The following is an 18340-nucleotide window of genomic DNA, read 5'->3' as shown; positions in this document are numbered from 1 at the left end:
CGATTTTTCTTGTCAGTCATTCATCCCTACCTGCCTGGCAGGCCTACTTCGGCAGAATCTCTAGCCATTTCCTATCCATGACCCGCGAACACCACGTCTACACACGTCACATCGATCCACAAGAGCGGACGTCGCTGTCTGTGCTGGCCGGCAAAATACGTCCAGGCTCACGTGTGCTCGATCTGGGCTGCGGCCCTGGTGTGCTGGGCCAGCACCTGCAGCAGCATCTGGCCTGCACCGTCGACGGTGTGACTTTCAGCGCTGAAGAGGCCGAGCTGGCCAGGCCCTATTATCACGATGTCGCTGTGGCAGATTTGGAACAGATCAATCTTGCAGAGGCATTCCTGCTGCGCCAGTACGACTATATCGTCTGCGCCGATGTTCTGGAGCACCTGCGCCATCCCGAGCAGATTCTGGCCGATTGCCGTGCGTTGCTGGCAGATGGCGGCCAGATTCTGGTCTCAATCCCCAATGCCGGGTACTGCGGTCTGGTGATGGAGCTCATGCAGGGCGAATTGCGCTACCGCGAGGAAGGGCTGCTGGATGCCACGCACCTGCGGTTTTTCACCCGCCAGTCGCTGCTGCGCCTGCTCCATGCCGAGCAATGGTGTGTGGAGTCGCTGGAGACCATCGACCGCCCGCTGGATGAATCGGAGTTCGCACGCACCACCGCCGACAGCCTGCCGCCGGCAGTCATGCAGTACCTGCTCTCGCAGCCCGACGCGCTCGCCTACCAATTTGTTGCCAGCGTACGCCCTGCCGATGACCCCGCCGCCGTTCAGTCGCATGCACTGCTGGCCATGGGCAACCAGAACAATGCGGCGCAAGCGAGCTTTACCACCAACCTGTACTGGGCCGATGCGGATGGCTACAGCGAAGACCGCAAGCTCATTCAGAAAGGCCATATCGGCAAGCCGCAGCAAAGCATCCGCTTCACGCTGCCCCGGTACGACGCGCCCACACCCACCCTGCGCTGGGACCCGGCGGACCGCCCGGGTTTTCTGCACATCCACGATATCCGCCTGTTCGATGCCAGTGCTGGCCTGCGCTGGCGCTGGGGCGGCGCTGGCGACCAGAGCTTCGCCCAGGCTCCGCACAGCGAAATGGTGTGGCAGCCCGCGCCAGCGAGCGCTCCGGGCTCCGCCCTCGCCCTGCTAACTGGCAACGATCCCTACCTGCGCCTGCCGATACCCGCAGATGTGTTGCACCAATGCCTGCAAACTGCAGGCGCCGTGCTGGAAGTGACGGTAGGCTGGCCCATGTCTGCCGACTACGCCGTGCTGGCAGACAGCGCGCAGCAGCTGGAAACCCGCCTGCGCTACGCCGATACCGAGGTGATCCGCGCCCAGCACGCCGAAGGCCGGGCGCATGAACACATGCGCGAACTGCAGGCCCATATCCAGGACCAGCGGCACAACCTGGAAGCGAGTATCGGGCAGCAGCAGGAACACATTCAGGCGCAGCAGACCCACATTGGCAACCTGCAGACGCACCTGAACAATATTGAAGGCTCCGAGGCCTACCGCATAGGCCAGAAGCTCGCCCGCGCCAAGGCAAGGCTGCGCGGCAGAACGCCGCCTCCGGCAGCCGTTGTGTCCATTCCCGCTGCGGCCGCCCCTGCCGTACTGGCAGAAGAAGTTGCGAGCCTGGGCGATGAAGTACAAAACGAGATCGAGATCAATGCCTCCATCGTGGCCGAACCAGCCCAGGAGCCAGTGCCCGAAGCCTTGCTGCACGATGCCGCACGCCCTGTTGCGGCAGAAGCCAGCCAGCCAGCCAGCGCTGTGGACATCATCGTTCCCGTCTACCGGGGCCTTGCGGACACCCAGCGCTGCCTGCAATCCGTGCTGCAGGCCGCCACGCAAACCCATTGCCAGTTGATCGTCATCAACGACGCCAGCCCCGAACCCGCCTTGAGCGAGTGGTTGCGTGCGCTGGCGGCGCAGGACAGCCGCGTCACCCTGCTCGAAAACGAAAGCAATCTCGGCTTCGTGGCCACGGTCAACCGCGGCATGGCCCTGCACCCTGACCATGACCTCGTACTGCTCAACAGCGACACCGAAGTCTCGCACGAATGGCTGGACCGCTTGCGCGCCGCCGCCTACAGCCAGCCCGCCATTGGCAGCGTCACGCCGCTGTCCAACAACGCCACCATCTGCAGCTATCCCCGCTTCTGCGAGAAGAACGCCCTGCCCGCAGATGCCGACCTGGTGCGCCTCAACCACCTGAGCGCTGCAGCCAATGCAGGCCGCACTGTCGATATCCCGACCGGCGTGGGCTTTTGCATGTACATCCGGCGCGACTGCCTCACGCAGACCGGCCTGTTCGATGTCGAGCACTTCGGCAAGGGCTATGGCGAAGAGAACGATTTCTGCATGCGCGCCCACCACCTGGGCTGGCGCCACCTGCTGGCGCTGGACACCTTCGTCCTGCACACCGGCGGAGTCAGTTTTGGCGACAGCAAGACGCCCCGCGAGCAGGCCGCCTACCAGACCCTGCTGCAACTGCACCCCGAATACGACGCGCAGGTGCAGGCGCACCTCAAAGCCAATCCCGCCCAGGCCGCGCGCAATGCCATCGACAAGGCGCGCCTGCGCCAGCACCCGCTGCCCCGCATTCTGATGGTGCTGCACAACGCAGGCGGCGGCACCTTGCGCCATGTGCACGAACTGGCGCACAGCCTGCGCGACCAGGCCGTCTCGCTGGCCTTGACGCCGCTGGAAGACAACTACATCCGCCTGCAGTGGCTGGACGCCGCCGAGGGCTATGACGAGGAGTTCCACTGGCCCACCCAGTCGCAGGAAGTGGTGGCGCTGCTGCGCGAGCTGGGCGTGCGCCATGTCCACTTCCACCACTTGATGGGGCTCAACCTCGAAATCATGCGCCTGCCCCAGCTGCTGGGCGTGCGCTACGACTTCACGGCGCACGACTACTACCCCATCTGCCCGCAGATCAACCTGATGATGCCCACGCACAACCCGCGCTATGCCGCGCTGGGCGTGGCGCAGTGCCCGCAATGCTCGGGCGAGCACCCCGCACCGACAGGCGAGTACATCGACGCATGGCGCATGCGCCACCGTCTGTTCCTCAACCAGGCACGCTATGTTCTGGCGCCAAGCCGTGACGCCGCAGAACGCATGCTGCAGTACTTTCCCGATGCGCCCGTGCGGTACGTCACCCACCACGACATCGCCGACCCGGCCGTGCTGCCCGTGCCGCAGGGCAAGCCGCTGGCCGCGCACAGCCATCTGCGCGTCTTCATTCTGGGCGGCGTCAGCCTCGCCAAAGGCGGCGATGTGATGGAGGCCGTGGCGCTGGCGGCTGCACGCGCCAACACGCCGGTGGAGCTGCATCTGCTGGGCTACCCGCACCGCCGCATGCGCACGCAGCCGCAGGCAAGCCTCACCATCCACGGCCCCTATGACGATGCCGACCTGCCCGCGCTGCTGGCCCGCCTGCAGCCCGATGTGATCTGGTTCCCCGCCCTGTGGCCCGAAACCTACAGTTACACCCTGAGCGCCTGCCTGCAAGCGGGCGTGCCGGTGATCGCACCCGACATCGGCGCCTTCCCCGAGCGCCTGGCCAACCGCCCCTGGACCTGGGTGCAGCCCTGGAGCACCTCGGCCGACGAATGGCTGGCCTTGTTCCAGAGCATCCGCGAACGCCACTTCGTGCAAGGCACGCCGCCATTGCCTGCGCCCGCTGCGCCTGCCGAGCTCTTTGGCCCGCGCCTGCAACCCTGGAGCTACACGCACGATTACCTGACAGGTATTGCAGCCCCTTGATTTTCAATAAAATATGCCTCTGGCGCCGACCTATACAGCGCCATTAGCTATAAAATAAAGAGCAATCATCTTGTCCTCTCCACTCTCCACCTTGCGCAGGCTGCCCCACAAGCTGCGCCAGCTTGGCCGCAGCCTGTACCTGCTGGCCGCCGATCCACGCCAGCTGGGCAGCAACAGCCGCAAACTGTGGCACGCCTGGCGCGCTGGCGGCACGCAAATGCTCAAGCACCAGTTGCTGTCGCTGGGCCACCCGGATGCACCCACCATCCCCGTGGCACCGACCGACGCCTGGCAGGATTACCAGCAGCGCCTGAACGATGACGTGCTGCCCGTGCTGCGCGCCGAGATTGCGGCCATGGCGCAGCCCGTCTCCATCTCCATCCTGGTGCCCACCTACAACACCGACCCCGCCATGCTGACCGCCATGGTGGAGTCGGTGCGCAGCCAGATCTATCCGCACTGGGAATTGTGCATTGCCGATGACGCATCGCCCAAGCCGCATGTGCGCCAGATGCTGCAGGAGCTGGCGGCGCAGGAGCCGCGCATCAAGCTGCACCTGGGAGAGACCAACCGCGGCGTCTCACACGCCACCAACCAGGCGCTGGCGCTGGCAAGCTCGCCATTCGTCGTGCTGCTTGACCATGACGATCTGCTCCAGCCCCAGGCCATCTACCGGGTGGCACAGTGCGTGTTGGCCGATGATCCGGACATGTTGTATTCGGACGAAGTACTGGTCAGCCCCGATGCCAGCCAGGTGCTGCAGTACTTTCACCGCCCGGCCTTCTCGCCCGAATACCTGCGCAGCCACCCCTACATCGTGCACATGGTGGGCTTTCGCACTGCCTTGCTCCGCGAGTTGGGCGGCTTTGACGAAGCCCTGACGATTTCGCAGGATTACGACCTGATCCTGCGCGTGAGCGAGGCCGCCAGCCGCATCGCCCACATTCCCGAAATCCTGTACCAATGGCGCACCCACACCGGGTCTGCCGGGCATGAAAAGATGGCGCAGGTGATGGCCACCTCCACCGCCGTGCTGCAGCGCCACCTCGATCGCACCGGCCAGCAGGCAAGCTCGGCGCCCGGCGTGTCGTTCAACTTCTTCGAAACCCACCACCAGATTGCGGCAGACCAGCGCATCGCCATCATCATTCCCACCAAGAATTACGGCCATCTGGTGCGCCAGTGCGTGGACAGCATTCGTGCCACCGTCAAGCAGGCGCAGTACGACCTGATCGTCATCGATCACGAATCGACCGAAGCGGCCAGCCTCGACTACTTTGCGCAGCTCGCCCAGGACGGCACGGCCACGGTGCTGCGCTACAAGGGGCCGTTCAACTTCTCGGCGATCAACAACTGGGCGGTGCGCCAGCTCACCCGCAGCTATACGCACTACCTGTTCTGCAACAACGACATCGAAGCCCTGCACGAAGGCTGGCTGGAGCAGATGCTGTCCCAATGCCAGGACCCGAGCGTCGGCATGGTGGGCGCCCAGCTCCTCTACCCCGACCGCACCTCTATCCAGCACGCAGGCGTCTGCGTGGGCGCTTTCGGCATTGCCGAGCACTATGGCAAGTTCCTCAAGCTGCCGCCGGATCGGGTGGACATCGCTTTCATGGGCCGCCTGGTCTGCACGCACGAAGTCTCGGCCGTTACCGCAGCCTGCCTGCTGATGCGCAAGGAGGCCTTTGATGCCATCGACGGCTATGACGAAAAGCTGGCAGTGGGCTTTGGTGATGTGGATCTGTGCCTACGCACCCTGCAGTTGGGCTGGCGTGTGCTCTACTGCCCGCAGGCCACACTGATCCACCATGAATCCATTACCCGCGGCAAGGCCGAAGGCTACGATCCCCACCCCGAGGATTCCGCCTTGTTCGCCAGCCGCTGGCGCGATTTTCTCGACGCAGGCGACCCCTACCACCACCCCGCGTTCGAAGTGCGCCATACCTGCTGGCTGGTACGCACCCCCATGCGCTGCGAGCCGTCGATCAACCGCCGCCTCTTCAACCGCAGCGGGCTGGCCCAGCGCATGCAGCATCTGAGCTACAGCTTGAGCGAATCCCAATCCACCGCTGAAGCGGCCTGAAATCAGTGCATTCAAATACCAGTGCATTCAAATAGAAATCGGCGCTTAACCCATACGGGATAAGCGCCGATAGCTATCAAAATCACTGAAAAAACCGCCTCAAACAGGCCTTTGCAGCAGCAGGAAGATTTCGTTGTTGGTCAGAATATCGCGCGGGTAATGCTGCAGCAGCGCCTGCGGCACCGGCGCTGGCTCATAGTGGCGGCGCTCCTCACGCGCCACGCCAAAACCTGCCTCCACCGCAATCGCCACCAACTCATCGGCCGTCAGGCGGTTGAGTTCCTGGTATTCCTTGAACACAAAACGCTTGTACCCGGCCGGGCCAAAATCGGCAAAGCCGAAATCAACCTCGTCCGGGCTGAGCGCACCGTCATAGGCCTCAATCACCTGCCACAGCGCCTCTTCATCCACCTGCAGGTGGTGCCAGGGGATTTCGTCATAGCGGCGCAGGTGCGAACCATAGGCCGAGTAAAACAGCGGCTCGATCTGCAGGAAGAAGTAGCCGCCCGGCTTGAGGCAGGCACGCAGATCCTTCAGGATGGGCAGCAACTGGTCGCGTTGCACGTGCTCGAAGGTGGACCAACTCATGATGCCGTCATACAGCGGCGCCTGCCCGGCCAGCGGCGCGCCAGGCTCGATGGTCTGAAAGCTCAGGGCCTTGGGGATGGCTTGCATGCCCAACTGTTCATGCGCAATGCGCGGCAGCTTGGTGTATTCCTGCCTCACATCAATGCCATGAATGGCATTGGCACCGTGCCGAAGCACCAGCGCAAGATCGGTGATGCCGTCTCCGCAGCCAAACTGCAGCAGCCGCGCATTTTTCAAATCCAGCGCGCCGCCCAGCCACTGCTGCACCACATCGGCCGCATAGTGGAAGTGGGAGCGAAACCATTCATCGGTGATGAGGCCATCGTTATAGGCGGGCAGGCCAAACCGCCGCTCGTGCAGCTGGGCCAGCCGGCGCATGCGGCTTCCGCGGTTCATAGCGGTTTGCGCAGCACGTACACATCCTGGTGATTCCAGAACTGCACGGGTGCGAAGTATTCGAGCTTGTCCGCGCCTACAGTCTCTGCAATGCGGGCGCGCACAAAGGCCTCAGTCGTGAAGGCCGTGCCGTATTCGTTGGCATCGATCGCATGCGATTCGCTGGACGGGGCAAAGAAAAAGCCCTCTTCGTCGAGAGGCACACGGTCAAAATGGGCCGCCTTGATGCCGTGGGTGCTGAATACCAGCACGCCCCCGGGGGCGACGACCGCGTACAGGGCCTTCAGCCAGCGTGCCCAGGTGCTGCGCGGCAGGTGGCTGAACAGCGAGAGAACGAACACCGTGTCGTAGCTGCGCGGGGCCGCCAGATCTTCGGGAACGCTGGCAGACAGAAAGCCTTGCACGCCAAAGGTGCGGGTCGCAAACTCCACGGCGTCCGGCACCACATCGGATACCGTCACCTTGCCCGCCCCCAGCAGCTTGACCAGGTGGCGGGTAAAACGGCCGTGGCCGCTCGCAAACTCCAGAAAGTGCTGGCTTTGCACCAGGGGCTCGCCCACACGTTCCATCACGGTCATCAGCTCGGCCAGGGTGCGCCAGCCGTCGGCAAAGTAATCGCGCAACGGGTTGATGCTGCTTGGGTGCCCGGCAAAAAAACCGAAGATATCGTCTGAGCCCGAAATGGTGCAATCGAGGCCCGTCATGTTGTGGAACGATCCGCTCAGACCGTGCTGCTCGATCAGCGCATGCGCTGCAAGCATGGTGTCCTTTTCGGCCCGCGCGCTCAGCAGCAGAGGCGAAGCCGCTACGGGATCGCCAGCCGCCAGCAATTGCCGGGCTTGCTCCAGCAGGTGTTGCCCGGTGCTGGCATGGGTGGATGTGGTGGTGGTCATATCTCTATTTTTTATAGCAGCAGGCGCTTTCTGGGTAAGCGCCTGCTGCCATTCATATCCGAAGCATCAGCTCCATTCGTGCGGCAATCGTACCAGCCCGGGAAGGGGCTTCGGGTAGATGAAGCGAAACACCGTGTACTGGAACCATTGGTCGTACACGGCCAGACCCGACCCATCGAACAGAAACGCGCTCACCACATAGTCACCGCTGTGCAGCGGCAAATCGGGGAAGGTGAGGACCGACTGCCAAGTGCCATCGGGCTGCAGCACCGGCAGCGCGCCGTCTTCATGGGTGGCCAGGCAGGCAATGCCCACGCCCTTGTTTTGCTCGATCATGAACCCGATGTGGGGACACTCCGACCCGTTGCCACGCGCGCGGATGGTGACGACCAGATCATTGCCCTGCAGCACCGGCGGCGTATCACCGCTCAGGTGGGCGATCTCGACGGACAGCAGGCAGGCATTGCCCGTCTCCTGCGCCTGAGGCGCATTGGGTCGCTGAACGACGTAAGGCTCTGCCTCTTTGACACAGCCCTCCGGGGCGCCTGCCTCTGGCAGCTCGGCAGTCTGCTCCATGGGCGGCAGGCCCAGGTTCGCAACGCCGGCTGGCGCATCATCGCCCCACTGCAGCCGATCCTTTTCTTCCTTCAACTGGCGGGTGCGCACATCGTAGGCAGCGAGCGCCGCCTCGGTCTCCCCGAACATCTGCACCTGGCCCTTTTCCAGCCACAGGGCAGCATCACACAGATGGCGGATATGGTAGGGGCTGTGGGAGCAGAACAGGATCGTGCACCCCTTCTTGCGAAAGTCGAGAATCCGCTCGATGCATTTCTTCTGAAAGCTCTGGTCACCCACGGCCAGCGCCTCGTCGACGATCAATACATCCGGCTGCACGGCGGTCACCAGCGCGAATGCAAGGCGCACATTCATCCCGGAGGAATAGGTCTTCACCGGTCGGTCAATGGCATCGTGCAGCTCGGAGAAAGCAATGATCTCCGGCTCCAGCTGGCGCATCTCGTGTTGGTTGATTCCAATCAAGCTGCCGGCAAAGTACAGATTCTCGCGCCCAGTGAAATCACCATGGAACCCCGCACCCAGCTCCAGAATGGCGGTGATCCGCCCGGTGCGCTCGATGGTGCCGGTAGAAGGCTGCATCGTGCCGGCAAGCAACTTCAGCAGCGAACTCTTGCCTGCACCGTTGTCGCCAATCACGCCAATGCATTGGCCACGCTGCAAGGTAAAGCTCACATCGCGCAAGGCCCAGTGACTGCGATGGGTGGCGCGTCCCGTCAGCAACGCCTTCACACGCTGGCGCGGTGAATCATAGAGCTTGTATTCCTTGCCCAGGTTCTTGATCACCAGTACAGGCTGGGCGGTTGTCTCGTTTGTTGTCATAGCCAATCCACCAGTTGATCCCGGCTTCTGCGCACCAGCAAATTCACGACCACGGCAAGCAGACCGATCCATACCAACCCGCCAAGCCATACCGGCCACTCGGGCCACTGTCCTTGCAGCAATATCGACTGATAGCCTTGCACATACGATGCCATCGGATTGAGCCACAGCAGCCAGCGCCACTCCGCTGGAAACATGGAAACAGGAAACAGAATCGGCGTCAGATAGATACCCACGGACAGCGCAAAACCGACCAACTGCACGGTATCGCGCAAGGCTGCTGCAAAGATTGCCAGAGCGTAGGCCAGCAACATCGTCATTAGCAGCTGCATCGCCATCAGCGGCAGCAAGGCCAGTACGCCCCATTGCATGTGGTGCAACGGCGTGTAGCACAACGCCACCAGCAGCATCAGCGGACCAAAGATGATGGAGCTGGCCAGCACCGACCGCACAGGAAACAAGACAGGAGGCAGAGGATTCTTTTGCAGCATGGCCCCCGCCTCCAGAAGGCTGCCCATTCCACGCGCAACGGCGTCGCAAAAGGCCATCCAGGGCAATGCTCCGACGATCAGAAATGTGCCTACGGCATGGGTTTTGGCACCGTCTCCAAGGCGCATGGAAAACACAATGTCAAATACCAGGTAATAGGCCGCTACCGACAGCAGCGGCTGCAGATAGGGCCACAGAACCCCCAAAGCCGTTCCCGCATGGCGGGCCGCAACCTCTCGCCGCGTCATTACGCCAATCAACTGGCGACTGGCTACGAGCTCACGAATATTCTGCAAAAGCGAATGCATATGGTTTCCAAGGCCCGCCCATGCGGCCGGAGCCAGCGCATAAAAAAGGAGAAGGCCCTGCCCTCTCCTTCTTGTTGCGTCAAAATTTGTATCGGCTCAATAAAGAACGCAGCTTACTTCTTGTCGGCAAAACGGGCAGAAAATGCCTCCATATTGGCACGGTTCCAGCTTGCTGCCTTCAGCACTCTTTCCACCTCGCCCTGACGTGCAGTTTGCAGGGACTGCTGCACATACTGCTTTTCCAGCTCAGGACGCACTTCTTCAAAAGACATGGTGCGGGCTGGCTTCTTTTCGAATAACTTGATGATGTGGTAGCCGAACTGGCTCTTGATCACCGGGCTCAGCTGATTGGGTTTTTCCAGCGCGAAGGCTGCAGCCTCGAATTCAGGCACCATTCTGCCATGTGAAACCAGACCCAGATCGCCACCCTTGACGGCGCTGGATGCATCAGAGGAATTGTCTTTGGCCAATTGCGCGAAATCTGCACCCGCTTGTGCCTCTGCCAGCAGCTTTTCGGCCTTGGCCTTGGCTGCGGCATCATCTTCCTGGTTCATCACCAGAATATGCGCGATGTGCACTTGCTCAGGAGCCTTGAAAGTCTCTTTTTTCGCGGCATACGCAGCTTTGGCTTGTGCCTCAGCCAGCTTGTTATCCGGCTTGTGCTCGGCATTGAATTTTTGCAGATAGGCATCTGACAGTATCTTGTCTGTTGCAATCTTGATCGCGGCCGCGATCTCAGGTTGGTCTGCCAGGCCGCTGGATCGTGCCGTTTCCGCGATAGCTCGCCTTACATACAGCGCTTCGACCATCTGCGCCACGCTTTCTGGCTTGGCCAAAAAGCTGCTACGCATCTCTTCAGGCATGCGCTTGGCATCGTTCAATACATCGCTCTCATATATCGCAGTCGCAGGCCCTTGCAACAACACGGCGTTGTTGTTGCCCTGGGCAATCGCAGCCACGCTGGCGCCTCCCAATGCCACAACAATACCTACCGACTTCAACCAATTACGCATGAGCACTGTCCTTTAACCAAAACTGCAAGGATAGCAAAAAAGCACCAACCGCCCCTGGCATTGACCACAAAGCGATTGGCAACAAAAGGAAAAACAAAAAGGGCGGAGATTGCTCTCCGCCCTGTTGGCTAGTTTCCTAAGCACTTACCAAACAGGTCTTACGACCTGCGGGGCAAATTACTTAGAGAAACGGTGAGGCCAGGTGATACCGTAGGTACCGCTGAAGCCGTTAGCAGCGCCACCGCTGTTGGTCAGCTTGATGAACGAAGAACCAACCACTGGGAATGCATTGTTGGAACCGTAGTTGACCTTGCCCCAGCCGTTTTCGTATTGAACAGCAGCGGTTTGACGAGCAACCGTAGCGCCCAGAACGGAAGCACCTGCATCCTTGAATGCCAGCACGTTCACTTCACCGCACAGACGGATCTTCTTAGCGGTACCTGGAGACACAACAGCACCGTTGGTCACCGACGATTCTTCACGATCGTAGAAGGTGTTGCTTGCGGTGTCCACGCAGATGTTGCCATCAGCGTCAACAGAGGTGATGCTACGAGCAAAGAAAGGCTGACCGTTAGCAGGGTTCAACACAGCTGGGTTGAACACTTGGTAAGCGTTGTCCTTGGTAGCTGCAGCGTAGTTTGCACCAACGCTGTAACGACGCAGAGGCATAGACAGCACCCAGTCAGTCTTCGCATCGATCAGGGTGTCGGTTGCGAACTGGTTGGCCACGCCATTGTTTGCCACTGCAGCGGTCAAGGTCGAAGCTTGTTGTGCAGGAACGCCAACGTTGTTGGTCAGGTATGGGGTCGACAGGTCTGGCAGGTCGTAGTTAGCGATCTGGATCAGCTTGTTCTGAGCGACGTTACCCTTGTCCACTGCGGTCGAGATGAACAGTGGGTCAGCGGTGTACAGGTCGGTGTTACCAACTGCTGGCGACAGGTTGTCTTGAGGGAAGGCAACGAAGTTACCGCGGGCGTTAGCACCGTTAGCGTCCACAGCCTTGATGGCGGTAGCAGCACCCGAGAACGTGGTGGTTTGGTTCACGTTCAGGATGTACCAGTCACCAGTCAGACCACCGGTAGGCGTGTCGTAGCCCAGGGCGGTAGCGTCAGCTGCCTTTTCTGGGTTGATCGACAGGGTCTTAGCCAGCACTGCTTCGTCGCAAGAAGGTGCGCCGCCGCTCTTGTGCTTGATGGCTGGGTACAGCGTGCCCGAAACAGTGCTGGGAGGAATGTCAGCCATGTTCAGGATTTCGATGTAGCCTTCCTTGGTGTTGTTCACACGCTTTTCAGCAGACCAGCTGTCAGACAGACGGTCTTGAATGAACGACTGCTTCACCTTACGGATGTCTGGGTACATGCAGCTGTTGTCAGCGGTCATGAAGTACGAACCGTTGGCATCAGCTTGAACGGAACCGGTCCACACGTCGTATGGCGACAGGAACACGGTAAAGTCCAAGATATCGTCAGAGTTAGCAGCGCCGCGGAAGCGAACCTTCAGAGCCTTGCCGTTCTGCGTGTCGGTGTTCACCACGTGAATCACAGACATGTTGTTGTTTTGCGTGGTGAAGTAAGGCACCACCAAAATGTGACCTGCGCCACCGTCGTTTTGCTCGAACGCGGTTGCCGTAGCAGCGGTCAAAGCGTTGGCGGAGCCAGCAAAGCCGCCAATCATGGCAGCAATGCTCAGGGCCAGAACATTTTTCTTCATAAACACACTCCAGTTAAAAAAAGTTAGTCAGCGCAACTACCACGATTGTTTACGCTAAGAAATAATAGCATAGCGCTCCGACCGGATGCAAAGCAAGTTCGCTGTTTTTTGGAGATAGCTGTAGACTAATTACAACAATCCTAAACCAACTTGCCATGCACGACCCGTCTCAAGGCTCCATGAACAGTTTCCACTGACCGTCTTCGAGCAACCAAGTTTGCTTCGAATACACATCAATGGTACCGATCTTTTTACCAGGCAGCGGCGGATTGACCTTTAAATTGGTGCCGACGTCGCATTTTTGCGCATCGCACTCCACCTTTTGCACCTCTGCTCCAACAGCAAAGGTGGCCATGTGCCCCTGTTTGAACTTCTGCTCGCTCACAGCTTGCCGGAAGGCATCATTGGCGAACCCATAGGCGGTGGTCGCATCGCCCTTCAGGCGCGCATCCCAATAGGCTTGCGCACGCTTGGTCACGATTTGCTCCGGTGTCCCCGAATCCATGGTAGCGCATGCGCCCAGCGACAAGGCAGCCATGATCATGGCGCCTGCACGCATCGCACCCTTCGCAGAAAAGCGAGTCTTCATTACAATTTCTTTCATAAAATGAATTAGCTGATTGGATTACTGAGTTACCAACGGTTGGATCGTCGAAGCAGGGCGGCGAGGCTCCGCCTTCTTGAGGCTACCCAGCAGATCATCATCGTTCAAACCACGCAAGCGATCACGCAGCTCCTCACTGACTTCTCGCACGTCGACGTCTGTACGTACTACACGAGGCGTCATGACCAGCAATAGTTCCGTGCGGGCGGTGCTCTTTTTGGTACTGCTAAATGCCTTTCCAATCACAGGAATGTCCTTGAGCAGCGGAATACCGCTATCCGAATCTTCCGTTCTGTCCTTGATGAGGCCACCCATCACAATCGATTCGCCAGAGCGGACAGCCAGCTTGCTGGTGAGTTGCCGGTTCGAGAATTTGGTTTGGTTGGACGCTGTGTCAATACCCGCGCTGTCGATGACAGACTGGTCAATCTGCAAGCTGACCATGTTGCCGGAGTTGACGGAGGGCGTGACGTTCAAAATCACGCCAGTATCTTTCAGCTGGTAGTTTTGGGTAATGTAGTTGCTACCAGAGTTGTTGATGTAATCCGCCGTTCTCACCGGGATCTGCTCGCCCACGGAAATAGTGGCCGGATGGTTGTCCATCACCATCACAGAAGGGCTGGAGAGCATTTTTACCTGCCCATTGCCCGCAATCGCACTCAACCGTGCGGCAATGCCTTGCCCGCTAAAGAGCGAATAGGTAAAGAACTGGCTGCCACTGCCGCCCCAGAGAGCGCCATTGTTGGCACCTGCATTGTCGGCGGACAGGCTACCGAAATTACCGAAACCCGTGTAATTCTGCCCATTGGCACGTATGCCATTGTTCTTGAACAGCCATTCCACGCCATATTGCAAGTTGTCGTTCAAGGTGACTTCGATGATGCTGGCCTCGATCAGCACCTGAATCGGCGCCACATCAAGGCGCTTGAGCGACGCCTCGATCTTGCGGTATTGAGAACCAGTACTCCAGACCAGGATGGTGTTGTTGAATTCGTCAGCCACAACGCGGATATCACCAATCGCAGTTGCCGTGATGGTTGGAGCGTTCGCTTGCTGCTGGGCGTTCTGGTTCAAGCCAAATCGGTTGCCACTGTTGAAGCCCAGGCCCGAAGAGGTGCCCAGGTTGCTGAAAGAGCCAGGTGTGCGGTTCACGTTGTTGTTCAATCCAGGGGCTACACCAGAGGTCATATTGCCTGCAGCACCCGCTTGCTGCCCGCCAAAAATGCCGTTCAGTACTTGCGCCAAGTATTTTGCATTGCCGTTCTGGACGCGATAAACATACAGCTCAGGCTCGCTGCCGCCATAGCCTGGAACATCCAGGCGGCGAATCCACTTCTCGGCCTCGTCCAGATAAGCTGCCCGCGGCGTGATGACCATGAGGGCATTCAGTCGCGGAATCGGTAAAACGCGCAACGCGCCATAAAGCGGATTGGATTCCCCCAGAGACGACAGCAATGCTGCAGCAGCTGCCGCATTGCCACTCAATGGGGTATTCGACCCCGCTGTTCCAGTGGCTGAAGGTGAGGCTGCCTGCCCGGGACGCCGGCCAGCCGCAACGCTGGCAGAGTTGCCGGCAATTCCACCGCTGCCTCCGGCCGATTGCTGATTTGCTCCACCGGTTTGTCCACCGCTGTTGACCATCTGCAAGGCCGCAGAAACCTCTTCAATGGAAGCATGCTTGAGGGGATAAATGCCCACCGACATGCCTTTGAGCAGGTCCACATCGAAGGTTTTCACCATCTCCATCCAACCTTCGGACTGGGTGCGATTTCCTTGCATGATGATGACATTGCGCACTGCATCCACCTTGACGACAGCTTCGGGAGGTGCAATGGGCTTCAGGATATTGGCCATTTCATTGGCACCAATATATTGAAGAGGAATCACAATCACGCCATAACCTGGGGCCATGGAGCCTGGAGCTCCAGCCACGCGCACGGCACCCACCAGGCTGCGCAGCACTTCTGGCTTGCCTACCTGGTATACACCACGCGCATCACGCACCATCGCCAGCCCGTTGGCCTGCAGCGCAGCTTCCAGCAGGAACACCGCAGTATCTGGCTCGATGGCATTGCGAGTGGTCAAGGTAACCGTTCCCTGCAAGGGTGGGTGCATGACGAAGTCTAGCTTCAGCATATCGCCCAGGATGGTGCGTACCACCTCCGCGACAGGAGCTTCTTCAAAGCGGAAAGTCACCGGCGCCCCCTTGGGAATGGGCTCCGACTTGTCAATATTGAGCACCTTGTCAGTCCCGCGCATGATACGGGGCTCGGTGGATTGCTCGTCATCACCACTCGAAGGCTGCTTGCCGTTAACCAGGATCGCAGGCGCCTGCAGTACCGGCACCTGCGCGTTTCCAGCGGGCGCAGCAGCGACAGCACCTCCAGCTGCTGGAGTCTGGGCATACCCTGATTGCAGGATGAGCACCTGCCCAAGTGCCAAAAAGAGCGCGGTGCGACGCAAAGTGGAAGTCGTCATAGTTTTAAACCCAAAAATCGATCAATACATCATTGCCAGCCAATTTCGGCCCGCGTCATGGTCTGCTTGCAGAGCGGGAGCCACCCAAGGTGGGGCCTCGGCGTTGCGGCTTTGGCTCTTGTCCCTCGGCATTGGGCGCAGGCAATCCCCTCTGTGCCTCGGGCGTCTCTGCGCTGGGGCCAAACCCCGTCTGCAGCTTGGCCTTTTGCAAGGTGATCTCCTTGGTGATGCCGTTGCGCGTGAAATAAACCCTGTTTTCGGCCACTGAATTGAGCGTCCAGCCATCCAGAACACCACGCAACGGCAAGGATTTGTCTTTGCCTTGGAAGTGGATGATGATTCCGCCTGATTTGCCTTGGTCGCTGATATATACGCCCGTCAGGACAGCATCAGCCAGGTAGTCGGGCGGTGGTGGAGGTGCCTCGACGGGAGGCGGCGGAGGTGGAGGTGGAGGCCGGCGGGTCGGCGAAAAAAGCGGCCGATCCAGCATTGCCAGAAACTGGCTTTGGTCCATGGGCTGGGGCTTGCCAAGATGAGGGACGACATCATCAAAATTGGACTTCTGTGCCCGCGGCGCTTCCCAGTGTGCATTACGCAATTCACCATTGGGTTTGAACCACAGCCACGCCAACACCAGGGTCAGAACAACGTTGAGGGCCACCAGGGCCCAGCCTAGATAGCGCTTCATGTACGCTCCCGCAGCACGCTCAGGTTCAATTGCAGTGTCAACCGCGGCGCTATTTTTTCATTCATCGTCTGCAAATTACCCTGATTGCGTACTTCAACATCGCCAAGCAGCATGACGGGAAGCTGTTCGACCAATACCGCCAACGCACTGTCCACAGCAAGCAACTCGCCTTCGGCGCGCACCGTGAGCGGAATACGGTCAAAACCCTTTTCCTCCTTGGCCTGCAATACCTGGCTGCTCACAACCGTCAGCCCCGCCTGTGTGAGCAAATCCCTCAGTTTTTGCTGCACTGCGTTACCCGTCTGGGCCACATCCTGGGAGGCTGGATATACGTACTCGGCGCGAATGCGCAATGCCCGCTCGAGTGCCTGGTCGATTTCCTCGCGCTGCATGTCAAGGCCTTTGAGGCGTGCGTAGCGAGGCTCCAGCTCCGAGAGCTTGGATTGCGCCCAATGGTGTTTATTGGCGATATATCCACCCAGCAACACCAACGGTGCAAGAACCAGCACCAAGGTTCCCAGCAAGATCAGCCACTCTTTGCGGGTAGGTTTGATGAAATGTGTCATTTGCGCGTCTCCTGTGCAGGCGCAGGCTTGGAGCCGCCAAGACTAGGCCCCGATCTGGAGCCGCCAAGGGTCGGCCCTTTGGGCGCGTTTGCGCTGGAAGGCGGCGCAGATTGTGGGGGAGTTGGCTGCGGAGTTGCGGGAGCAGCTGCAGGAGCAGGCGCAGGAGCCGCACTGAGCGCCGCTGGCGCTGCGGCGGGAGCCTCGTTGCTTGCAGCCGCCGGCTGCGCCCCCGCTCCATCGGCCGGTGCCGGCTGGCTCGGTGGCGGCGGATCCTCAACCTTGAGGGTTGGCCCAAATACCCGGTTATCCAGTGTGAGCTCAATCGTGAAAGACTCTCTGTTGGCACCTGCCAGGCGAGTTGCCGCACTGGGCGCACGAACATCCTTCACGCCCTCTTCATTGCTCAGCTTTTGCATGAGCGTTGACGAGTTTTCCGTGAGGCCCACCAGGGTGACCTTGTTGCCCTGGACTCGCGCCGATTGCAACGCCGTGTCGTCTGGAAGTATTTTTGTCAGCATGCTCAGCACCTTGACACTGTCCACTCGTTCGGCAAGCAACTCCGACAGTGCAGCGACCTTATCGGCGCTCTGCATCAATTGTTCACGCTTGCCCACTACATCTGTCGTTTTGGCTGCCATGCCTTCGTAGGCGTGAACAGCCTCAATCGCGCGCAAGCGCAACTGTGCCGTTGGCGTAAGGGCAAGGGCAATACACAGAAGAGCTGCGACACCAACGCCCACCGCGTTGAGCATCAACTTCTTTCGGCCAGCGGCGGCGCGGGCGCCTTCGCCAAACCCGTGGATCACGATAGGCTGGCGCTGCGGAGCAAACACCCAGACTTCCGGCTGCAGCAATGGTTTGGCGTTCTCGGCCAGGGTCTGCTGGCGCTCCGCTATCTTGCTCTGGATATATGGCTCTACCTGGGTGCGAGATGCCAGCACCAGTTGCATGCGCACAGCCTGACTGCTTCGTGAAAGCTCCGCGTATCCCCACAGAACATCTGCTGCCGCAAAAGGGCTGATGGCCTGCACTTCCAGCTGCGCAGCACTGGCACAGTCCTGCGGATCCAGTGCTGGCAGCTGCAAGGTCTTGCGCAACACCATGCTTTCAGGGATTTCAACCGCCCAGAATTCCGGAGCCCGCTTGCCGTCAGGCGCCGGTGATCCGCTCTCCCATACAACCACCGGATCGCCTTGTGTTGGCACCAGCGTCAGCGCCTGCTCTGGACGCAGCCAGCTCAAAGGCGGCCATTGCGGAGCCTTTTGCCAAGTTTTTAATACATCGGCTTTCAACTGGTTCAAATCCAGTCCAAAAAAGCGCGAGTCTGTGGAAAGTGCCATACCG

13 protein-coding genes are annotated in these 18340 nt (G+C 59.8%); 2 read left to right on the top strand and 11 right to left on the bottom strand.

What is annotated here, in order from left to right; all coding sequences use genetic code 11:
- Positions 1-77 precede the first annotated feature (77 nt).
- Both HNP33_RS04295 and HNP33_RS04290 read left to right on the top strand, forming a co-directional pair.
- Positions 78-3785 carry a methyltransferase domain-containing protein gene (locus HNP33_RS04295; RefSeq protein WP_233464358.1) on the top strand — a complete coding sequence of 1236 codons (3708 nt, stop codon included), beginning with the start codon at positions 78-80 and terminating at the stop codon, positions 3783-3785.
- 70 nt (positions 3786-3855) lie between these two features.
- The gene (locus tag HNP33_RS04290) at positions 3856-5868 is read left to right on the top strand and encodes a glycosyltransferase family 2 protein (RefSeq protein ID WP_184705632.1); all 2013 of its coding nucleotides are present in this window, start codon (positions 3856-3858) and stop codon (positions 5866-5868) included.
- Between the two features lie 99 nt (positions 5869-5967).
- Here the strand turns inward: HNP33_RS04290 and HNP33_RS04285 are convergent, their stop codons facing one another.
- From HNP33_RS04285 to HNP33_RS04235, 11 genes are all read right to left on the bottom strand, one after another.
- Positions 5968-6834: a class I SAM-dependent methyltransferase gene (locus tag HNP33_RS04285; protein ID WP_184705734.1), complete on the bottom strand. Its 867-nt coding sequence runs from the start codon at positions 6832-6834 to the stop codon at positions 5968-5970.
- 14 nt (positions 6835-6848) lie between these two features.
- The gene (locus HNP33_RS04280; RefSeq protein ID WP_184705630.1) at positions 6849-7745 is read right to left on the bottom strand and encodes a class I SAM-dependent methyltransferase; all 897 of its coding nucleotides are present in this window, start codon (positions 7743-7745) and stop codon (positions 6849-6851) included.
- Between the two features lie 66 nt (positions 7746-7811).
- Positions 7812-9140 carry an ABC transporter ATP-binding protein gene (locus tag HNP33_RS04275; protein ID WP_184705628.1) on the bottom strand — a complete coding sequence of 443 codons (1329 nt, stop codon included), beginning with the start codon at positions 9138-9140 and terminating at the stop codon, positions 7812-7814.
- Complete coding sequence (locus HNP33_RS04270) at positions 9137-9937, bottom strand: ABC transporter permease (RefSeq protein WP_184705626.1); 801 nt, start codon at positions 9935-9937, stop codon at positions 9137-9139. The genes HNP33_RS04275 and HNP33_RS04270 overlap by 4 nt, the downstream gene beginning before the upstream one ends.
- A 113-nt stretch (positions 9938-10050) precedes the next feature.
- Positions 10051-10950, bottom strand: a complete 900-nt coding sequence (locus HNP33_RS04265; RefSeq protein ID WP_184705624.1) for a peptidylprolyl isomerase — start codon at positions 10948-10950, stop codon at positions 10051-10053.
- 177 nt (positions 10951-11127) lie between these two features.
- Positions 11128-12660 (bottom strand): cell surface protein, encoded by a 1533-nt coding sequence (locus HNP33_RS04260; protein ID WP_184705622.1) that lies wholly within the window; start codon positions 12658-12660, stop codon positions 11128-11130.
- A gap of 169 nt (positions 12661-12829) precedes the next feature.
- Positions 12830-13264 carry a hypothetical protein gene (locus HNP33_RS04255; RefSeq protein WP_184705620.1) on the bottom strand — a complete coding sequence of 145 codons (435 nt, stop codon included), beginning with the start codon at positions 13262-13264 and terminating at the stop codon, positions 12830-12832.
- A 21-nt stretch (positions 13265-13285) separates the two neighbouring features.
- Positions 13286-15742, bottom strand: a complete 2457-nt coding sequence (gspD, locus tag HNP33_RS04250) for a type II secretion system secretin GspD (RefSeq protein ID WP_184705618.1) — start codon at positions 15740-15742, stop codon at positions 13286-13288.
- A gap of 55 nt (positions 15743-15797) precedes the next feature.
- On the bottom strand, positions 15798-16430 hold the full coding sequence (locus HNP33_RS04245; protein ID WP_184705616.1) for a hypothetical protein: 633 nt from the start codon (positions 16428-16430) through the stop codon (positions 15798-15800).
- Positions 16427-16996, bottom strand: coding sequence for a type II secretion system protein GspM (gene gspM, locus HNP33_RS04240; RefSeq protein ID WP_184705614.1), 570 nt, complete (start codon positions 16994-16996; stop codon positions 16427-16429). The genes HNP33_RS04245 and gspM overlap by 4 nt, the downstream gene beginning before the upstream one ends.
- Positions 16993-18336, bottom strand: coding sequence for a PilN domain-containing protein (locus HNP33_RS04235; protein WP_184705612.1), 1344 nt, complete (start codon positions 18334-18336; stop codon positions 16993-16995). Before HNP33_RS04235 ends, gspM begins: the two co-directional genes overlap by 4 nt.
- Positions 18337-18340: the final 4 nt, after the last annotated feature.

The sequence above is a fragment of the Comamonas odontotermitis genome (genome assembly GCF_014207855.1).
Classification (GTDB): domain Bacteria; phylum Pseudomonadota; class Gammaproteobacteria; order Burkholderiales; family Burkholderiaceae_C; genus Comamonas; species Comamonas odontotermitis_A.
This window is presented reverse-complemented; position numbering and strand designations above follow the sequence as displayed.

Bases quoted from the DNA above. Each gene is read 5' to 3' on its own strand.
- gspM (WP_184705614.1), bottom strand. From the start codon at position 16,996: ATGACACATTTCATCAAACCTACCCGCAAAGAGTGGCTGATCTTGCTG.
- HNP33_RS04265 (WP_184705624.1), bottom strand. From the start codon at position 10,950: ATGCGTAATTGGTTGAAGTCGGTAGGTATTGTTGTGGCATTGGGAGGC.
- HNP33_RS04235 (WP_184705612.1), bottom strand. From the start codon at position 18,336: ATGGCACTTTCCACAGACTCGCGCTTTTTTGGACTGGATTTGAACCAG.
- HNP33_RS04260 (WP_184705622.1), bottom strand. From the start codon at position 12,660: ATGAAGAAAAATGTTCTGGCCCTGAGCATTGCTGCCATGATTGGCGGC.
- HNP33_RS04245 (WP_184705616.1), bottom strand. From the start codon at position 16,430: ATGAAGCGCTATCTAGGCTGGGCCCTGGTGGCCCTCAACGTTGTTCTG.
- HNP33_RS04255 (WP_184705620.1), bottom strand. From the start codon at position 13,264: ATGAAAGAAATTGTAATGAAGACTCGCTTTTCTGCGAAGGGTGCGATG.
- HNP33_RS04285 (WP_184705734.1), bottom strand. From the start codon at position 6,834: ATGCGCCGGCTGGCCCAGCTGCACGAGCGGCGGTTTGGCCTGCCCGCC.
- HNP33_RS04295 (WP_233464358.1), top strand. From the start codon at position 78: ATGACCCGCGAACACCACGTCTACACACGTCACATCGATCCACAAGAG.
- HNP33_RS04275 (WP_184705628.1), bottom strand. From the start codon at position 9,140: ATGACAACAAACGAGACAACCGCCCAGCCTGTACTGGTGATCAAGAAC.
- HNP33_RS04280 (WP_184705630.1), bottom strand. From the start codon at position 7,745: ATGACCACCACCACATCCACCCATGCCAGCACCGGGCAACACCTGCTG.
- HNP33_RS04270 (WP_184705626.1), bottom strand. From the start codon at position 9,937: ATGCATTCGCTTTTGCAGAATATTCGTGAGCTCGTAGCCAGTCGCCAG.
- gspD (WP_184705618.1), bottom strand. From the start codon at position 15,742: ATGACGACTTCCACTTTGCGTCGCACCGCGCTCTTTTTGGCACTTGGG.